14 protein-coding genes are annotated in these 17316 nt (G+C 70.3%); 4 read left to right on the top strand and 10 right to left on the bottom strand.

Features of this window, described 5'->3' with window-relative positions:
* The first annotated feature begins 92 nt into the window (after positions 1–92).
* Complete coding sequence (locus ACVOJ1_RS04685; protein WP_263176710.1) at positions 93–719, top strand: hypothetical protein; 627 nt, start codon at positions 93–95, stop codon at positions 717–719.
* A gap of 9 nt (positions 720–728) precedes the next feature.
* Here the strand turns inward: ACVOJ1_RS04685 and ACVOJ1_RS04690 are convergent, their stop codons facing one another.
* Positions 729–1169 (bottom strand): hypothetical protein, encoded by a 441-nt coding sequence (locus ACVOJ1_RS04690; protein ID WP_346480070.1) that lies wholly within the window; start codon positions 1167–1169, stop codon positions 729–731.
* A gap of 14 nt (positions 1170–1183) precedes the next feature.
* A complete protein-coding gene (locus tag ACVOJ1_RS04695; protein WP_193395705.1) occupies positions 1184–1615 on the bottom strand; it encodes a Rap1a/Tai family immunity protein in 432 nt (143 codons plus the stop codon).
* A 242-nt stretch (positions 1616–1857) separates the two neighbouring features.
* Between ACVOJ1_RS04695 and ACVOJ1_RS04700 the strand changes: the two genes are divergently transcribed.
* Positions 1858–2244: a BlaI/MecI/CopY family transcriptional regulator gene (locus tag ACVOJ1_RS04700; protein WP_053515971.1), complete on the top strand. Its 387-nt coding sequence runs from the start codon at positions 1858–1860 to the stop codon at positions 2242–2244.
* Between the two features lie 3 nt (positions 2245–2247).
* Positions 2248–4221 (top strand): M56 family metallopeptidase, encoded by a 1974-nt coding sequence (locus ACVOJ1_RS04705; protein WP_346480071.1) that lies wholly within the window; start codon positions 2248–2250, stop codon positions 4219–4221.
* Positions 4222–4307: 86 nt separating this feature from the next.
* Here the strand turns inward: ACVOJ1_RS04705 and ACVOJ1_RS04710 are convergent, their stop codons facing one another.
* From ACVOJ1_RS04710 to ACVOJ1_RS04725, 4 genes are all read right to left on the bottom strand, one after another.
* The gene (locus ACVOJ1_RS04710; RefSeq protein ID WP_111187061.1) at positions 4308–4643 is read right to left on the bottom strand and encodes an I78 family peptidase inhibitor; all 336 of its coding nucleotides are present in this window, start codon (positions 4641–4643) and stop codon (positions 4308–4310) included.
* Positions 4644–4660: 17 nt separating this feature from the next.
* Entirely contained in the window at positions 4661–6790 is a 2130-nt protein-coding gene (locus ACVOJ1_RS04715; protein WP_346480072.1) for a DUF4132 domain-containing protein, read from the bottom strand.
* A gap of 132 nt (positions 6791–6922) precedes the next feature.
* Positions 6923–7963, bottom strand: coding sequence for a ribonuclease H-like domain-containing protein (locus ACVOJ1_RS04720; protein ID WP_346480073.1), 1041 nt, complete (start codon positions 7961–7963; stop codon positions 6923–6925).
* Complete coding sequence (locus ACVOJ1_RS04725; RefSeq protein WP_346480074.1) at positions 7960–10449, bottom strand: DEAD/DEAH box helicase; 2490 nt, start codon at positions 10447–10449, stop codon at positions 7960–7962. Before ACVOJ1_RS04725 ends, ACVOJ1_RS04720 begins: the two co-directional genes overlap by 4 nt.
* 280 nt (positions 10450–10729) lie before the next feature.
* Between ACVOJ1_RS04725 and ACVOJ1_RS04730 the strand changes: the two genes are divergently transcribed.
* Positions 10730–11272, top strand: coding sequence for a hypothetical protein (locus ACVOJ1_RS04730; protein WP_197572009.1), 543 nt, complete (start codon positions 10730–10732; stop codon positions 11270–11272).
* An 18-nt stretch (positions 11273–11290) separates the two neighbouring features.
* Here ACVOJ1_RS04730 and ACVOJ1_RS04735 read toward each other — a convergent pair whose 3' ends face one another.
* From ACVOJ1_RS04735 to ACVOJ1_RS04750, 4 genes are read right to left on the bottom strand one after another with little or no spacing between them, the layout of a single operon-like run.
* Positions 11291–13120 carry a hypothetical protein gene (locus tag ACVOJ1_RS04735; protein WP_065182087.1) on the bottom strand — a complete coding sequence of 610 codons (1830 nt, stop codon included), beginning with the start codon at positions 13118–13120 and terminating at the stop codon, positions 11291–11293.
* Entirely contained in the window at positions 13117–15297 is a 2181-nt protein-coding gene (locus tag ACVOJ1_RS04740) for a hypothetical protein (protein ID WP_346480075.1), read from the bottom strand. The genes ACVOJ1_RS04735 and ACVOJ1_RS04740 overlap by 4 nt, the downstream gene beginning before the upstream one ends.
* Positions 15294–16421 (bottom strand): BatA domain-containing protein, encoded by a 1128-nt coding sequence (locus ACVOJ1_RS04745; RefSeq protein ID WP_346480076.1) that lies wholly within the window; start codon positions 16419–16421, stop codon positions 15294–15296. The genes ACVOJ1_RS04740 and ACVOJ1_RS04745 overlap by 4 nt, the downstream gene beginning before the upstream one ends.
* The gene (locus ACVOJ1_RS04750; RefSeq protein ID WP_346480077.1) at positions 16418–17311 is read right to left on the bottom strand and encodes a DUF58 domain-containing protein; all 894 of its coding nucleotides are present in this window, start codon (positions 17309–17311) and stop codon (positions 16418–16420) included. The genes ACVOJ1_RS04745 and ACVOJ1_RS04750 overlap by 4 nt, the downstream gene beginning before the upstream one ends.
* Between the last annotated feature and the right edge of the window lie 5 nt (positions 17312–17316).

A 17316-nucleotide genomic window follows, 5' to 3' on the forward strand; every position in this document is an offset into this window, starting at 1 on the left:
ACTGACAGCGAACGGAGGATGCCTGCTGCCGGACTTGCTACAGTCCGTCCGCTGCACGCAACGCAGACCCATGCCCAGGAGGAAGGGCGGCGATGTCCGAACCGTACTCGGCTTTTCTCAGATTGAGGATTTCACGCGCAGATCTTGCGCGGTGGCTTGCGGCAGCACCGCCGGACGTGTCCCGCTGGTCGGACTGGCGCTCGATCGGCGGGCAGTGGAGTCTTCCCGGAGGCGGGGATCTTTCCGACCCGGATGCGCCGGGTCTGCAGACGCTCATTTCAGACTGCAACGCGATGTTGGCGCGTCATCGGGACAACCGCGCGGCACTGGAGTTCGTGCTGGGATCGGCAGAGGCGGAGAACATCAGGATTGCGGCCTATGACCATCAGGGAAGACACTTCGTTGCCGGGTCGTTGACCTATTCGGAGAGTCTCTACGACATCCTGTTCTTTCTGGCCCTGGGGCGCAGCGCAGCCGAGTTCCTGGCCACGGACGATGCCGGCCTGGTCGTTGTCCACGACTATCTGTGGGGCGAGGACGGCGAACGGAGAACGGTCGCCGCGCTTGGGCTTGCTGGAAACGGATACTCCGCATTCCTGGGGCCCGACGCCTCCGCTGCCGCCGCCCGCGAGTTCGACGAACGGGTCGAGGCGATGCTGGATGGACAGGACGATCCGGACTTCTTCCCGCGCGATCAGCTGCAGGATCTGCGGGACTGATCCCGCGCATCAGCTATTGTTGAAGGGCACATAGGGTGTAAACGGCCTGGAAGGATCGAAGTCCTTCTGGCCAGGGTACAGAAGGCAATAGAGCCTGCCTTCATGCACGACTGCCAACGGGTAACAGGCATCCTGCCTGCTCATTCCGCCTGCGCCGCATTCCTGGAGGCCTTCCAGCACCTCCATGGCGGTGCACTTTCCGGCCTTGCAGTCATGTTCCCGGATCGCGCTGAAGCCCTTTGAATAGAAGATCCGCGGTGCCCGATAGCCCTGCAGCGGTTGCAGGTGCTTGGCCAGGGCGGCGTAGGCCCTGTCCACTTCCTCCCGCTCACCCAGGTTGAACGTGGAAGGCGAGTCCGATGTGAACCTGAACTTCGCAGGATCCGTCTCGCACTCCCACGCATGTGAGGCGGGAATGTGCAGCACAAGCAATGCGAACGCACTGATCAAGGATCGGGGCATCATCACTCCTGGGCAGGTCTGCTGTTGCTCGATGGAGCCGCATGGGAACACGGGAAAGAGTGAACCAGCGCTTCCCGCGTCAGCGTCGATGCGTCTTCCTCGAGGCGGGCGCGCGGAAGCGCCTTCAGGTGGCTGTACACGCGATCCACAAGCTCATGGGGCAGGACCGTGGCTCGTCCACACCATTGCCCGGCGCTGCTGTCGGCGACTGCCGCGATGTAACCCTGGGCCCAGGACACCGCGCGAGCGCGGCACAGTGCGTCGCTGCACTCACGCCCCTCCTCGTTGCCTGTGATTCGCTCCAGCAGTGCGCGGCCACTGGAAAGTGCATTGCCTGCGTCTGCCGCATGCGCGGGCAGAGCGGCGGACAGGCACGCCGCAAGGAAGGAGGCTGTTGAAGGCCGCCGCAGCCAGCGGCCAACCGGAGTACGCATGCATGCGATTCCTGAAGATGGAGAAGAGAAGGCTCGTCGCCAGGGCCAACTCTATCGGATCGGCCTGCCCGACCGGGATGCACGCGCCCGGCGGAAGGGGGCGCCAGGAAACGCCGTGCACGGAGAGGAGACGGGGATGCTGCGCTTGCCCCCTACCGTTCGTCGGCCCATGACTTCCGGGGGGTTGACTACAGGTGTCGTCACGCCGACAGTGACGACACGTGTAGTCAAGGGAGGCTGTCATGCGCGGCAAAACCATCGGGGACCAGGAGCTGGCCCTGCTGCAGTACATCGATGAACATGCGCCGGCCAGTGTCGGCGAGGTCGCCAGCGGCTATGGCGAGGCGCGCGGGCTGGCCCGTTCCACCGTGCTGACGATGATGGAGCGGCTGCGCACCAAGGGGTACCTGCAGCGCCGGCAGCACGAAGGCCTGTACCGCTACCAGGCCACGCGTGGCCCTGACAGCGTGCTGCAGGGCGCGGTGGCCCAGTTCGTCGACAACACCCTGCAGGGCTCGGTGTCGCCGTTCGTGGCCTATCTTTCGCAGCGCCAGCAGGTCAGCGACAACGAGCTGGCCGAGCTGGAAGCGCTGGTCGCCCAACTCCAATCGCGTCGCCACGAGGGCTGAGTCATGGACACCACGATGCTGATCCCGATGCTGGAACGGCTGGGCTGGACCAGCCTGCAGACCGTGCTGCTGGTGGCGCTGGTGTATGCCGTGTGCCGGCTGATGCCGTCGCTGTCGGCCGCCACGCGTTGCCGGTTGTGGTGGCTGGTTTCGTTGCAGGCCGTGCTCGGCCTGGTGTGGAGCCAGCCGGTGCAGCTGCCCTGGTTGCCCGCGTCGCCGTCGGTGGCGATGACCGCTACCGATATCGCCGCCGATGTGGTCTATCCGCTGTCTGCGGAACGCTCCGCGCAGCTGCTGGCCACGATGCCGGCAGAGGTCGTGGCGACGCCCGCAACAGCGTGGTGGGCGCTTGCACTGGCCGCGCTGTGGGCCTCCGGTGTCCTGCTGATGGCCTGGCGCACCCTGGCGGAGTGGCGGCGTTGCCGCGCGCTGCTGGCCGCCGCGTATCCCTGCGAGGACGCGGCGCTGGTGCAGGCGCTGCACCTGGCCGCCGACGCGCATGGACTTCGCCGCCCGCCGCGCCTGTGGATGAGCGCACAGATCGATGCGCCGCAGCTGGTCGGGCCGCTGCGCCCGGTGCTGCTGCTGCCGGCCGGCGCCACTGCACTGCAGGGCGACGCGCTGGACCTGGCATTGACCCATGAACTGCAGCACCTGCAGCGCCGTGACCTGCAGTGGGGATTGTTGCCGGCACTGGCGCAGCACCTGTTCTTCTTCCACCCGCTGCTGCGGCTGTCTGTGCGTGAGTACGCCCAGGCCCGGGAAGAAGCGGTGGATGAGGCGGTGGTGGGCCAGCATGGGGCCAGTCGCCACGCGTACGGGCGTCTGCTGCTGCAGCTGGGCGTTGCACCGCAGCCGCACCTGGGCGTGGCCAGTGCCGCGCCGGACACGACCAGCCTCAAGCGCCGGCTGCTTTCGCTGCAGCCGCGCAAGGCCTGCCCGCGCGTGCTCGCGGTTGCCCTGACGGCCGTGGTGCTGGTGGTGGGTGTGGCACCCATGCGACTGGTCGCAGCGCCGGTGCCGCCGGCGCCTCCCGCACCGCCGGCGGCCCCGAAGCCCCTGTCGCCGCCGCCGGCTCCGAAGGCACCGCCGGCGCCGGCAGCGTCGGCGCACCTGCCGGCCGTGCCGGTTCCCCCCGCGCCGCCGGCTGACGTGACCGGGCCGGACGATGTGACCGGACCCGATGATGCCGATGTGGGGGCCTTCGACGATGGGACCGACGTGGACGAGGACCATGACGGCATGACCTCTACCGGCACCTCCATCACCACCTACGGGACGTTGGATCTGGGCGAGTCGCCGCGCCAGGCCTATGTGCTGGTGGATGGGGATTCGACCTTCGCCAATGGCGGCATCGATGACGTGGCGCAGGCCCGCAGGCAGCTCGGCAAGGGACCGGCACTGTGGTTCCGCCAGGGTGACAAGCGCTACGTGGTGCGTGATCCGATGCTGGTGCAGTCACTGCAACGTGCCTATGCCGGCGCGGCGGAACTGGGCCGTCAGCAGGGCGAACTGGGACGCCAGCAGAGCGTGCTGGGTCGCCAGCAGGGCGAGCTCGGCCGCCGGCAGGGCGAACTGGGCCGGTTGCAGAGCGAACATGCACGCCAGATCGCGCAGGATGCGATGCGCACTGCGCGCAGTGCGATGGCTGCCCATGACATCAATCGTGAAGCGGCGGCCGAAGCGGCCAGGGCCGCGCGTGACTCGGTCGACGATGCAGCGCTCGCGCGGCAGGCCGCCGCTGAAGCGCGGCGCGCCCTTCAGGCTGCTCGTGATGACGAACGCCAGTCGGGGCGGAGCAGCGAGATGGGTCGGCTGGCCGGAGAGCAGGCCGCGCTGGCCAGCCGCCAGGCGGCGCTGGGCAGCCAGCAGGCCGCGCTCGGCGAACGCCAGGCACGCCTGCACGAGCGGGCCTCGCGACAGGCGCAGCAGGTGATCGCCCGTGCGCTGGCCAATGGCAAGGCCCAGCAGCTGTGAAGCGGCGGTAGCGCCGGGCCATGCCCGGCGTGCCCAGCGCCGGGCATGCGGATGGAAACCGCCGGGCCATGCCCGGTGTTAGCGGCTCAACCGCAGTTGGCGCGCACGATCCGGTTCTGCGCGTCGACCTCGATGGTGACCCGGTCCTCGCGGAAATCCATGGTCACCGCCATGCCGGGCTTCACCACCCGCGCCGTGCGTGCACCACTGGCTTCAACCACCTGCTTCACCGTGGCCTCGTCGGCGGCCCTGCCTGCCAGCCCCTCCAGCTTTTCCGGGTTGCATCGCTGCGGGCTTCCTGCGACATGCGGAGGCCGGGGTGCAGGATCGCTGCTGCTGCCACTGCCTGCACTGCCGCCCGCATGGCTGCAGGCGGCCAGCGGCAGGGTACAACCGAGCATCAACCAGAGACTGGAACGCATCGCGGATCCTCCACGCATCAGGAGCCGACAGTCTCATCGATCGGGGCTTCAGGGGGCGTCAATACCCGTTCGGCGAGCTGTTCGATGCGGCCCAGCAGCTGCGCCAGCACGGCGTCGTCGTAAGGCAGCCAGCGGCGTGGCCGCGCCGGCAGGTCCGGCAAGGCCAGCGTCTGCCCGGCAAGGCTGGCGCGGGCGGTGGCCAGGTGCAGCCTGTAGTGGCCGACCTGCACATGGCGGCGCTGGAAGGTCATCAGGTCACGCTGCGGATGAGCGGCCAGCAGATGCTCCAGGGTTCGCCCGCGCAAGCGGACCATGCGGGCCGGCGGCAGTGGCATGCCCTCGCCACCGCATGCGCAGGTACTGGCCAGCAGGTCGAGTTCGCGCAGCAGTTCGGACGCCACCACTGCGGGCAGCTCGCGCGCCTGCACCGGTTGCCACGCGTCGCGATGCTGCCGCTGGAACTGGACGCGGCCGCTGCGGATCTCACCGGCAAGGCCATGCGACAGCGGTGCTGACAGCTGCCAGCCGATCCGCCACGGGCCTTTGGCCAACATCAGCTGGCCGCCGTCATCGCCGTGCCAGCCTTGCCGACGGGCCAGCCCGGCCAAGGTCGCCACCGACAGCGTCAGCCCATTGAATGCAGCGGTATCGGCGGGTTCGCCGCGGGCGTCCAGATAGTGTTCGCGGAACACCTGGCGAAGCGGTTGCCGGCAGCGCTGCTCGATCAGCCGCGCGCGCCAGGCGGCGCGCAGATGGGGTTGGCTGCGGGCGGGATGCCACAGGCGCAGGCGGTTGCGGCCCTGCAACGCGACCACGATGCCATGCGCATCGGCGAACGCCTCCGCGCCGTCCACCGGCATCGCATCGATCCAGTGCCCGCGCGCATCCGCGAGCTGCCAGACCAGGCCCTGCAGCAGAGTGGCCAATGCCGGTTGCCGGCACGCGTCGCGCCAGTCCTGCAGTGCCCACTCGCCGCCCAGCACGAACGTGGCCTCCAGGGCACGGGCCAGGCTGGCCAGTGAGCGCCTGCCGGCGGCAATGACCGGCAGGCGCAGCAGCAGTTGCGGGCGCTGTGCGAGGCGGCGTTCGGCGGCGGCCAGATGGCGGTCCAGCTTCCGCGCGATACCGGCATGGCGCACCTGCGACCGCGCCAGCGCCAGCGCGGCGATGGCCTCGGGGGTGGGCATCGCATTGACCGCCTTGGCCAGCGCCACAGCCACCGATTGCGAGGGCAGGGTCCGGGCGGCGGTCGGCGCAACGCACACCGGTGGCAGCACCTGCGCCAGCAAGGGCCGCAGCCAGGGCGCATCGCATTCCAGTGCCGCGCGCGTGGCACGCCAGAGCACACCGGCTTCGGCGATGCTGAAGGCACGGTCAGCGATGTAGGGCGCCTGGCCACTGTGGATCGCCTGCAGGCGCTGCGCTGCCTGCTGCAATGCGTGCTCGGCGAACTGCAGGTAGGTGTCGTGTTCGCTCAGTGGCTGCAGATCGGCGGGTGCCGGATCGATGTCGGCCTCGGTGGGGTACAGCTCGGCGATGCGGGCATGGCGCAACAGGTCCTGCAACGGCCAGTGCGCCACCAGGCGCAGCTCATCACGCAGCAGCGGGTGCGCGCTGCTGCCGTCCAGCAGCGAGGCCAGCGTTCCGCTGCCGTCGGCACCGGCACAGCGCGCCAACGCCAGCAGCGACAGTGCATCGCTGCCGGCTTCGACGCTTGCCCCGGCGTGCAGGCCGCAGTGCTGCAGCAATGCCAGCGCGGGCGCCTGCAGCCGCTCGTGGCCGGGCTCGGTGCAGCGCGCAAGCAGGGCCACGCCGTCGACCGGACGAAGCGCGCCCGACCGTGTACCGGTGCTGCGCCGGGACAAGCGCAGCAGTGCAGCGGCGCAGATCGCAACGGTAAGACGGGGCTGCCGCTGCGCGTCGGCGTCGAGAATGCGGTGCGCCCACTGGCGCGCGCTATCGGTGAGCGGCAGGCCGTCGCACCCCAGAGCCATCGGCAGCAGGCTGGCCAGTTGCCCGTCATCCAGCCGGGCCAGCAGCGCCGCCTGGTCCTCGCCATGGAATGCGGCCAGCGTGCTGGACGCCTCCGTGCCGGCCAGCAGGGCAGCAAGGGAGCGCAGCTGGGAGCCCGGGACCTGGGTGCTCATGGAACCTCCGTGTCGTGAGCCGCGCCAGTCTCCGGCGGGGCCGCCTGGGGGTCCAGCGGCAGGGCATCATTCTGCCAACCCCATCGCATTCAGTCATAAAGTGACACCGTCCGCGAACGCGCAGGACCCGGCTCAGGCCATGCCGGGCGGCGCCTGCAGGGCGAGCAGTTCGCGCTCCTGTGCTTCCTCGCGGACCAGCCGCTGCAGCAGCAGGGCCAGGGTCACCACGTCCTGGTGATTGTGATCGGCCACCCGGCGCAGGTTCACCGCGTCGCCGCCGCGCAGGAACCGCAGCCACGCGCCCGGTGCCTCCGATCCCGGCAGATCGTCTTCGCGGATCACGCGCAGCAGCTGGCGCTCGATGGTGGACAGCCTGCAGTTCTCCCAGGTGCCGCGATAGCGGCGGCGGGTCGGATACAGCAGGTCGACATGATCCAGGGCACTGATCGGGTCGCGCTGGCGCGCCAGCCGGTAGCGCGCTTTCAGCAGGGGCGCATCGTAGCTGCGGCCGTTGTAGCTGCAGAACACCGTGGAGGGCAGCAGCCAGCCGGCGAAGGTGGCCAGCATCGCCTCTTCGGCGGCCATCGTCGATATCAGCAACTGGCGGATGCGCAGGCCTTCGCCGCGCTGCGGGCAGGTGTACCAGTCGGCAGCACCGATCATGAAGGCGCGGGTACCGGTGCCGCCGGCCAGCCCGGTGGTCTCGGTATCGAAGAACAGCAGGTCGTGCGCGGCCACGTGCTCGTTCTCGCGCCGGGCGAACGCCAGCGACAGGGGAACCTTCGGAACCGGCTGCGGCTGCAGGGATTCGATCAGGAACAGGCCTGGCGAGATCTCCTCGCCCGGCAGCCGCCGGTCCTGTGCGGTCGCGTGCAGGGGCGCTGCGCTGCCGCGTGTGCGCAATCCCAGCAGGCGATGCAGGCTGCCGACGTGGGGCTGCCGCAACGGTGGCGTGGTGGGGGCGGGTGTCATGACGGCCGGGCCGGTCGGCTTGTGGCGGATCTCCTGTTCAACCCAGGCGAATACCGAGCGTTCGGCCGGTGGCTGCCGTGCGTCATTGGCCGCTGCCGGGACGACCGCTGCGGGCGCCGCTGCCGTGACAGCCGTCGGCCCGGCCTTCGGGTCGCCCGCCTGCTTCCGCAGCAGACGCAGCTTGTCCAGGCTCAGGCTCACGGTGCCAGCAGCTCCACGGCGCCACGGGCGGCGGGCACCGCATCGGGCACGTGCTGGCAGGCGTCGGCATCGAACAGGTCCAGCACGCGCAATGCCAGTGCGCGCGGCGAGGTCTCGTCCTCCTCCTGCGCCGCCAGTACCGGGCCGACGCAGGCCGGACAGCCCGCCGTGCAGTCGCAGCGCTGCACGAGTTCGCGCGCGCGCTGCACCAGCTCCGCCTGGCGCTGCCACAGGGGTTCGCTCAGGCCGACGCCGCCCGGGAAGTTGTCGTACAGGTACACGGTCGGCACGAACACCTGCAGCAGCTCGACCGCGCCCGGATCGCCATCGCTGCCGCGCAGCTGGCCGCGGCCGCTCTGGTCGGCTACCGCGAACCATGCACCGTCGCCATTGCCGACCGACTTCTGCAGATCGCGTGCGTCGGCCATCACCGCCACCGTAGCGACGATGTGCAGCGCGTAGGCGGCACCCAGGAAGCCATCCAGCGCGTCCTGCCGGCTGGCGAACGCACGCAGCAGCAGCGCCTGCGGCAGCTGCCACCACACTGCGGTGGTGTGCAGTTCCTGGTCGGGCAGGTTGACCGGGCCGTAGCCGATGTTCTCGTGGGTGTAGTACCGGATCTTCTTGTAGCCGGCCACGCGGCGCACCACGTGCACTTCGCCGTGGTGCGAATCGCCGCGACCGGCCACGCCGCCGTCGAAACGATCCAGCACCTTGAGCTTGGTGAAGTCGATGCTGTCGGTGTAGTAGTCCACGTGGGTGCGGGTGACGTAGGCCTTGCGCCCCTCCCAGTCCAGCGTCTCCACCTGGTACGGCGTGGACTGCACCATGTGGATGGCGCCCTCGTACAGGGTCAGCGCGGCGGCGGAGTAATCGACCTCGGCGATGATCTGCTGGCGGCCGTCGCTGCGGTCGACCACCACGAAGTTGCCGTCGGCCACCGCGCGCAGGCTCACCGCGTTGGCCGGATAGCTGTCGGCGATCCACTCCCAGCGCTCGCCTTCGCGATGGACCACGTCGGTCTCGGCCAGGGCTTCCAGGAACACCTCCGGATCGATCGGGCCGAAGCCATCGCCGACCCGGAACGGCAGCTCGAAGGCCGCGCAGCGGATGTGGTCGAACAGGATCAGTGGCTGGTCCGGGGCGATGCGCGCATGTTCGGGCGAGGCTTCGGCGAAGAAGTCCGGATGGCGTACCACGTACTGGTCCAGCGGCTGCGAACTGGCCACCATCACGCCCAGCGCGGGCTGCTGGCGGCGTCCGGCGCGGCCGAAACGCTGCCAGGTGGCGGCCACGCTGCCCGGATAGCCGTTGAGGATCACCACGTCCAGGCTGCCGATATCCACGCCCAGCTCCAGCGCCGAGGTGCTGACGATACCATCGATGCTGCCCGCGCGCATGGCGCGTTCGGTCTCGCGACGCTCGGTGGGCAGGTAACCGCCGCGATAGGCGCGTATGCGCGGTGGCTTGCGCGGATCGTGGTCGAAGATGTCCTTCAGGTACTTGGTGAGGACTTCGACCATCAGCCGCGTCTGCGCGAACACCAGGGTCTTGAGGCCGGACTTGATCGCGATGCGGGCGATGCGGTTGCTCTGCGAACGCGCCGATGCACGCAGGCCCAGGTCCGGGTTGATGACCGGCGGGTTCCACAGCAGCACCTGCTTCGGTCCGCTGGGCGCACCGGACTCGGTGATGGCGGTGACCGGTGCTTCGATCAGGGCCTCGGCATGTGCCTGCGGATTGCCGATGGTGGCCGAGCACAGGATGAACTGGGGTTGCACGCCATAGAACGCACAGATGCGCTTGAGCCGGCGCAGTACGTTGGTGACATGGCTGCCGAACACGCCGCGGTAGGTATGCACTTCGTCGATGACGATGTAGCGCAGGTTCTCGAAGAACTGCGCCCACTTGGTGTGATGCGGCAGGATCGCCTGGTGCAGCATGTCGGGATTGGATACCACGATGTCGCCATGCAGGCGGATCGCCTGCCGCGCGTCCCCGGGCGTGTCGCCATCGAAGGTGAACGCCTTCACCCCGAGATCGCCGGCGCGGTTGAGCTCCAGCAGTTCGGCCACCTGGTCCTGCGCCAGCGCCTTGGTGGGGAACAGGTACAGCGCCTTGGCGTCGTCCTGCATGGCCGCGCTGACCACCGGCAGGGTGTAGCACAGCGACTTGCCGCTGGCGGTCGGGGTAACGATGGCCACATGCTCGCCGCGCTGGCTGGCCTCCCAGGCCTCGGCCTGGTGGCTGTACAGCTGTTCGATGCCACGTGCCTTCAATGCGGCGGCAAGGGCCGGCGGTACCGATTCCGGAATGGGCGCATATCGGCCCTCGCGGCCGGGGATGGCAAAGCTGCCGGTGATGCGGTCGTGGTAGCGGCGCTGCAGGCGCGCGCTGAGCAGGGCACCGTCGCGGGCGGGCAGACCGTCGCGGGTCGCGAGTTGCTGCTCCGCGTCGGCGGTGCGCTTGGCGAGTTCGTAGGCCATGGGTGCACGGATTCCAGGGGGGCACATGGCACCACAGATGGGTCTCAGGATGTGAGACCCCGCAGCGGGACGGAGTGAACCGTTCAGTGCGCGGGCGGCAGCCGGACGTCGAATCCAGTGAAACGCCTGCCGCGTGCGCCGGAACAACGGGCTGGCCCGCCTCGAACAAATGACAGGTGCACCTCGCGGGCGCGGACGTGCAGTCCACTTCAGCGCGGGCTGAACAGCGCGCGCCGTTCCAACGAAATCTGAAGCCGCCATCCGTATCCTCAGGCGAAGGATGCAACCAACAGGGGCGGTAGGGGTGGCACGACGAGCAACGCAGGGAGCACTTCTGGCCGGCCTGGTGCTGGCCGGTACCGCGCAGGCGCAGCAGGCGCCATCACCCGTATCGGTGGTGCCCGAACCCGGGCAGACCGTCGCCGCACCGCCGGAGCCTGTCGTGACCCCCGAAGGCACGCCCGCGCAGGGCAACGTCACCACCCTCGGCGAAGTGCGCGCGCTGAAGCCTGAAGACGATCAGCCACTGGATCTGTACCGCTTCAGGAACCCGGTGAAGATCGAGAACAACCGCTTCAGCCGCAACTGGAGTGAACCGCCGACGCCCGAGCAGGTAAGCATGGCCGGCGGCTACGTGATGATGGGCGTGGTCAAGGGCTTGCTGGCGGCGGGCAAGGGCTTGAACAAGATCACCGGGGGGCCGGATCAGATCCAGTCCGCCATCGCACGGCCACCGCCGGAACTGAGCGCGGAACAGCAGCGTCGCGCGCTGCAGTTCTGTGCGCAGCAGGAGGGTTGCGGTGGTGCACCGCCGCTGAAGTGAGCGAAGGATGGGGGGAAGCTATGCCGTACGGGCAACGCCGGGCGGCCGCCGTTCCAGCCACCACAGCAGCGACGCACACAGCACGAAGGCCAGCCACCATGGCCAGCGTGATCCCGGCACGGGCTGTGTCGCCTGTGCCTTGACCGGTGCGGAGGTGGCCAGGGCCTGCGCCGTCGCATCGATCATTCCCTGCCGGTGCAGCGCCGCTGCATCCGTCCTGTCGAACACATAGCGCCAGTAGGAGCGTTCGCCCTGCTGCAACCGGTGCCAACCGGCCTCGCGTGGCCACCAGCCGGCACAGCGTGCGCTGCCGGTACCGCCGTCCACGATCAGCGCCACCGACGCGCCCTGTGCATCGAACACCTGCAACGGCGCCTGCACATCGCACAGGGCCTGTCGTTCCCCGGCCCACGCAATCGGCTGCGGCGACCACGGCGCGGTGCTGCCGCCCTGCGCGCGCGCCAGGGTGCCGACCACATCGCTCCACAGCTCGCCATGGCGATCGTCGCGGCCGGCCAGCACCCAGCGCCACGTGTCGGTCAGCGGCAGCAGGCCGATGCGGCCCTTGCCGGCATCGCGCCAGCCTCCGATGGCAGCGCCACTGCGGTCGTGCAGCAGTGCGGTGGTGGCAGGCACCTGCAGCGCAAGCTGTTCCAAGGTGGGCAGCGCGGCGGCATGCGAATCACGATCAGCCTCTTCGCCATCGCGGGTGGGCAGCGTGCCGGACGCCAGCGGACCGCGTCGGGCTGCCAGCATCGCGCTGTCACCATCGCCGGGCAGCGTGACGCTGCGGCTGGCGCCATCGCCCTGCACGGGCAGGCCGAGCTCACGCAGGCGTTGCCGCGCTCCGGCCGATGGCACGCCGGCACTGCGGACCAGCACACCCAGGCCCTCGTGCATGGCCTGGCGCACCGCTGCGAGCTGGCCACTCCCCAGCGTGGCCAGGCTGCGCTCGTCCAGCAGCAGCAGGTCGGTGCGCGCCAATGATGCCGCGTCCAGACCGACCTGACCTTCGCTGATGCTGAGGCCGGCGCCCGTGTCGGCCTGCATCTGCACGTCGATGCCGGCATCGGTGGCCCAGCGTCGCAGGTATTTCAGTTCGGGTCCCGGCGTGCCGGCGCGGATCTGCAGGCGGACCCGCGTGGCCGGCAGGGTCTGCTGGGGCACGGGAACGGTATCGACGACATGGCCTTCGCCATCCAGCAGGCGCAGGCGGAACACGCTGCGGCCTTCGGCACGGGCCACGCCACTCAGTCGTACCCGTCCGTCCTCGGTCAGCGGGGCGCGGTCGATCACCGTGTCAGCCGGGTCCAGCAGCTCAGCCTGTGCGCGGGGGACGCCGCGGGCCTGCGCCTGCACGTCGAAGCGCGCGCCAGGGGCGACATCCGCGGGCAGCTGCAGCGCGGTCCAGCCGCGAGGGGCGGGCGGTGCCTGCCAATGGACCTGCGCGGGCAGCGTGGCGTCGCGGTCGCGTGCCTCCAGGCCGGCGCCGACCAGGGTCAGCCGCGTCGAGGGATGCTGGCGCAGCGCGGTCGCCAGGTCCGGCACACGCGTCGCGCCCGGCACCTGGGCGGCTTCGGGCAACAGGATGAGCGGTCCCTCGCTTGCCGGCTGCGCGCTGGCCCTTCCGGCATCGGCACCCAGCACCACCAGGCCCGCAGCGGGCTGCTGCCGTGCGGGCGGCAGCAGGCATGCGTACAGCAGTGCAGCGGCGATGACCTGCAGGCCGAGCACGGCCAACAGCGGGCCACGCGGTCGCGCCGGTGCGCGCAGCTGGCGCGCGCTGGCGACGAACACGATCAGCACCAGGACAAGCGCGACCCACAGAGCCGGTGCCGACAGGTTCATGGCTGCGCCTCCAGTGCATCCAGGTATCGCTGCCCCATCGCATCGGCCGTGCTGCGACGTGTGGCCTGCGGCACGGGGCGCTGCAGCGCCCTCCACAGCTGTGCCCGCAGGCGCTGCCGGCAGTTGGCACAGCCCGGCTCGATGCGCAGCTGTTCGATGGCGGCCGCCAGGTCGAGCGCGTCGGGCAGGTAGGTCGCATTGCGCTGCTGCCAGTCCGCCAGCGCGTCCAGATCCGGCGTGCCGTCGCCGTCCCCCAGTCGTTGCCAGGCCTCGACGATGGCGGGGTCCGGTGCCGTGCGTGCCGTCAGTGGCAGCTGTCGGCTGGCCAGCCCGGCGCGGTCACCGCCCAGGCGCCGGCCCTCATCGATGGGCGGCAGTTCCGGGCCGACGCGGGCCAGGTAGATGCGTTCGGCCTGCTGGACCTGCTTGATGAATCCCAGTGCCTTGTAGGCGTACGGCAGCGCCTGCTCCGGGCGTCCCTGGCGCAGCTCGCCTTCGGAGGCCCACATCTGGTCGAGTGCCGCCTTCAACGTCGCGCGGGTCTGCGGATCGAGCAGGGTCGCCGCCTCGGCGTGGTCGTGCGTGTGGCCATACTCGGTCAGCACGTCCGTGGCGCTGCCGAACACCGGTGGCGTATCGGCGTTGCCTGCGTTGCCGCCGTGGTCGTGGCCATGCGCATCGTGGTCGCCGGCCTGCGGCTGCGCCGCGTGGTCGTGATCATGGTCGTGATCGCCGTCGTGGTCGTCTGCGGTGGGGATGTCACTGGTGGGCAGGTCGCTGGTCGGCGGTGGCTTCGGCGCGCCTTCGCTCTCTTCGCCAAGGAACTGGCCGTAGCGCAGGCGCAGGATGCGCTGGTCGACGCCGATGGCGTCGCTGCGCTTGACGAAGTCATCGGCGGCCAGGCTGCGCCGCTGGCGGATCAGCGCCTCCGCATCGAGGATGATCTGCCGTTGGCTGCGGAAGTAGGCCGGCAGGGTCTTCTTGATGCGGCCTTCCAGCTCAGCGCCCAGCACCGCCTCGCTGCTGGGCAGGCGCAGGATCACGCTGCTGCTGCGGCCGGTCTGGGGCGTCGGGGCATGGTTGTCGCGCACTTCCAGCTGCGCGATCACATCGTTGCCGGGCTGCGCTCCCAGTGCACCCAGATCCAGCGTGTGAGCGAACCGTCGCGCCGTTGCTTCGCCACTGCCGGTGAGCGTCACGCTGCGCTGGACGAAGGTGATGTTCTCGCCGCTGCCCTGGGTGAGGGTGATCGACAGGCGGGCCTGCGTGGCCACGCCGTGATCGTCGCTGGCCTCGAAGCGCAGTGCCCACTGGCGCTGCCCGGGCGTGCCCAGTACCAGGCTGGCAGCGGGCTCCAGCACGCGTACGGTCGGGGCGCGGTCCGCCACCACGTCCAGGCGGTACAGGCGTGTCGTGGCCAGTGCCGGTTCGCTGACCACGCGGTACAGCACCGGTGCACGGGCCACATCCTGCGCCTGCCAGTGGCCGTCGCGCTCGTTCAGCGGTACGCGCCGGCCATCGTGGAACTGCAGCCATGCGCTGCGGGGCGCACGATCGAAGCGCAGCGACCAGGACAGGCGGCTGTCGGCGGCGACCTTGGCATCGAGTGCGTTCTGGTTACGGGGTGGTTGACCCGTATAGGCCGGAGCCTCGATGCGCAGGCGGGTGGACTGCAGCTGCAACGGGCCCACAACTGCCGGGGCAGCGGGGCGCGACGAGGACACGCCCGGCATGGACGGACCAGACCGTGGCCAGCCCAACGCAAGCAGTGCGACGGCGATCCCTCCGACCCAGCACAGCAGCAACGCGCCGCGCGGCCAGCGCGGACGCAGTTCCGGCATGGCGCGTTCGAGCGCGGCCTGCACATGGTCGCGCTGGCGCTGCTGCAGCGGATTGAGTGCGGCAGGATCGGCGAACAGCAGGTCGGCGCTGTCTTCGCTGGCCCCGCTGCCGTCAAGCCGGCGCTGCACCCAGCGGCGATCCAGGCGGCGGGCACGGACCGTGGCCAGCACCGTGCAGGCGAGCAGAGTGGCCGTCGCAACGATGCAGGCGATATCGAAACCGCCCAGGCGCAGTGCAAGCGTGGTCGCGGCCAGCGCCCACGGCAGTCCCAGCAGCAGAGTGATGGCGCCGCTACGGCGCCGTGCGCGCTGCCAGGCGCGTTGCAGCATCGTCATGCGGGCAGCCTCCGCCGCGCGCTGCTGGCCATCCAGCGCTCCAGTGCAAACAACAACACGATGGCCAGCAGCAGCCAGGCGGTGGGCTCACGCACGGCAGGCGTGGCAGCCGGCAGGGCGACCTGGCGCGGTGCGTGATCCTGCGCATCGCCTGAGCGCGGCGGCGGCGCGGGTTGCAACGCCTGCAGCAGGGTGTGCGGCAGGCGGGCATCGCGCAGCGCGGCATTGCCTGCGGCGTTCCATTCGCCGGGCAGGAACAGCAGGCGGCCGTGGCCAACGCGCTGCTGCCACAGCAGCGTGGCGCCTTCGGCGTCGCGCAGCAGCGCGCGTGCATCCGCTGCCGGCCGGGCGGCGGTCAGCACGCTGCCACCGGCCTGCAGCCATGCCTGCCAGTGAGCGGGCAGCGCATCGGCGCGGCTCCAGACACCGACTTCGCCCGGAGCGGGCAGCGCATCCGCAGGCAGGACGGGCGCGGGTGATCGGGTGCCCCATGCGCGCTGCAGCGCAGCCAGCCAGCGCTGTGCCGCGGCCGGGGCATCAGCGTGCATGCGCAGTTGCGGCAGCGGGGTGGGCGCGGCCGTTGCGGCGGTCGCACGGGGATGTGTCTGCCATCGCACCGCCCGCGAGAGATGCAGGCGCATGCCGTCGAGGCCGGGCAGCGGATCGGGCACGTGCACGGTCAGCGCGGTGCCGGTCGGCAGCTGCGCATCCAGTTCGCGCAGCAGGCTGGGCAGGGCCACATCCGTGGCTGGTGGTGGCTGGTCGACGGTGGGGAATCCGGGCGCAAGCCAGCGCCAGTTGTCGTCGTCGGCAGGAGCGCCGGCATGCAGCGCGGTCGCATCCAGACCGGGTGCGACGACCGTCCATGCGCCGGTAGCCGGCGCCGGTCCGGTCAATGCCGGCCGCGCCAGCAGCACGGCCAGCGCGGCAAGCAGCAGCAACCGCACCAGCAGCAGCGGCCAGTCATCGAAGCGGACGCGCTGGCGCGGGCGGATCCGTGCACGCAGCCAGCGCAGCGCGGCGAAGTCCAGCGGCGTGTAGGGATGGCGACGCGCGAGATGGATCAGCAGCGGCAGCAGCCACGCCGCCAGTGCGGCCAGCCCGAGCGGAAACAGCAGGCTCACGCGCCGTCCCCGCGGCCGAACAGCGCCTGCAGCGGCTGGTCCACCGGTTGATCGAGCCAGCCGGTGGCACTGGCGATGCCACTGGCCTGCAGCCGCAGGTGCAGTGCCGTGTGTGCAGCGGTGAAACGCTGCAGGTAGTCGGCGCGGATCGCCGCGCCATCGCCGAGCAGTTCCTCGCCGGTTTCAGGGTCGCGGAACCGATGGCCGGCATCGAACGGGAAGTCGCGCTCGTCGGCGGTCAGCACCTGCAGCAGCAGTACCTCGCGGCGTGCACTGGCCAGCTGCTCCAGCAGCACGATGCCGGCGTCATCAAAACCATCGCCGATGGCCAGCAGCAGGTCGCCCGGGCGAACGCGCTCCCACAGCGGGCGCAGCGTGTCACGGGCGGGCCAGCCGCCTCGTGGCTGCAGGGCATGCAGTTGCAGGTGCACGCGGTCGCGCTGGCGTGCGCCCTGCGCTGCGGGTACCAGCTGCAGGCCGTCGCCGGTGACGGTCAGCAGGCCGAAATGATCGCCCTGCTGCAGTGCCAGCTCGCAGACACAGGCGGCCAGCATGCGCATGTGATCCAGGCGGCTGCGTGCCGGCGCGCCACGGTCGGACTGGCCGGCCGATGCGGTCGCATCGAGCAGCAGCCACACCGTGATCGGGCTTTCGCGCTCCGACTCGCGCACGAAGAAGCGGTCCGAGCGCGCGTACAGTTTCCAGTCGATCTGGCGCAGTTCATCGCCAGGTTCGTAGGCGCGGTACTGGGCGAATTCCAGGCCGGCGCCACGACTGCGGCTCGCGTGCTGGCCGATGCCGCTCGCGCCGCTGGCCAGACGTGGCCGCAACCGCAGCGCGCGCAGGCGCGCTCGCAGTTCGGGAGGCAGGACCAGCGTGCCAGCACTCACGCGTG

This window comes from Stenotrophomonas sp. STEN225, from assembly GCF_056756445.1.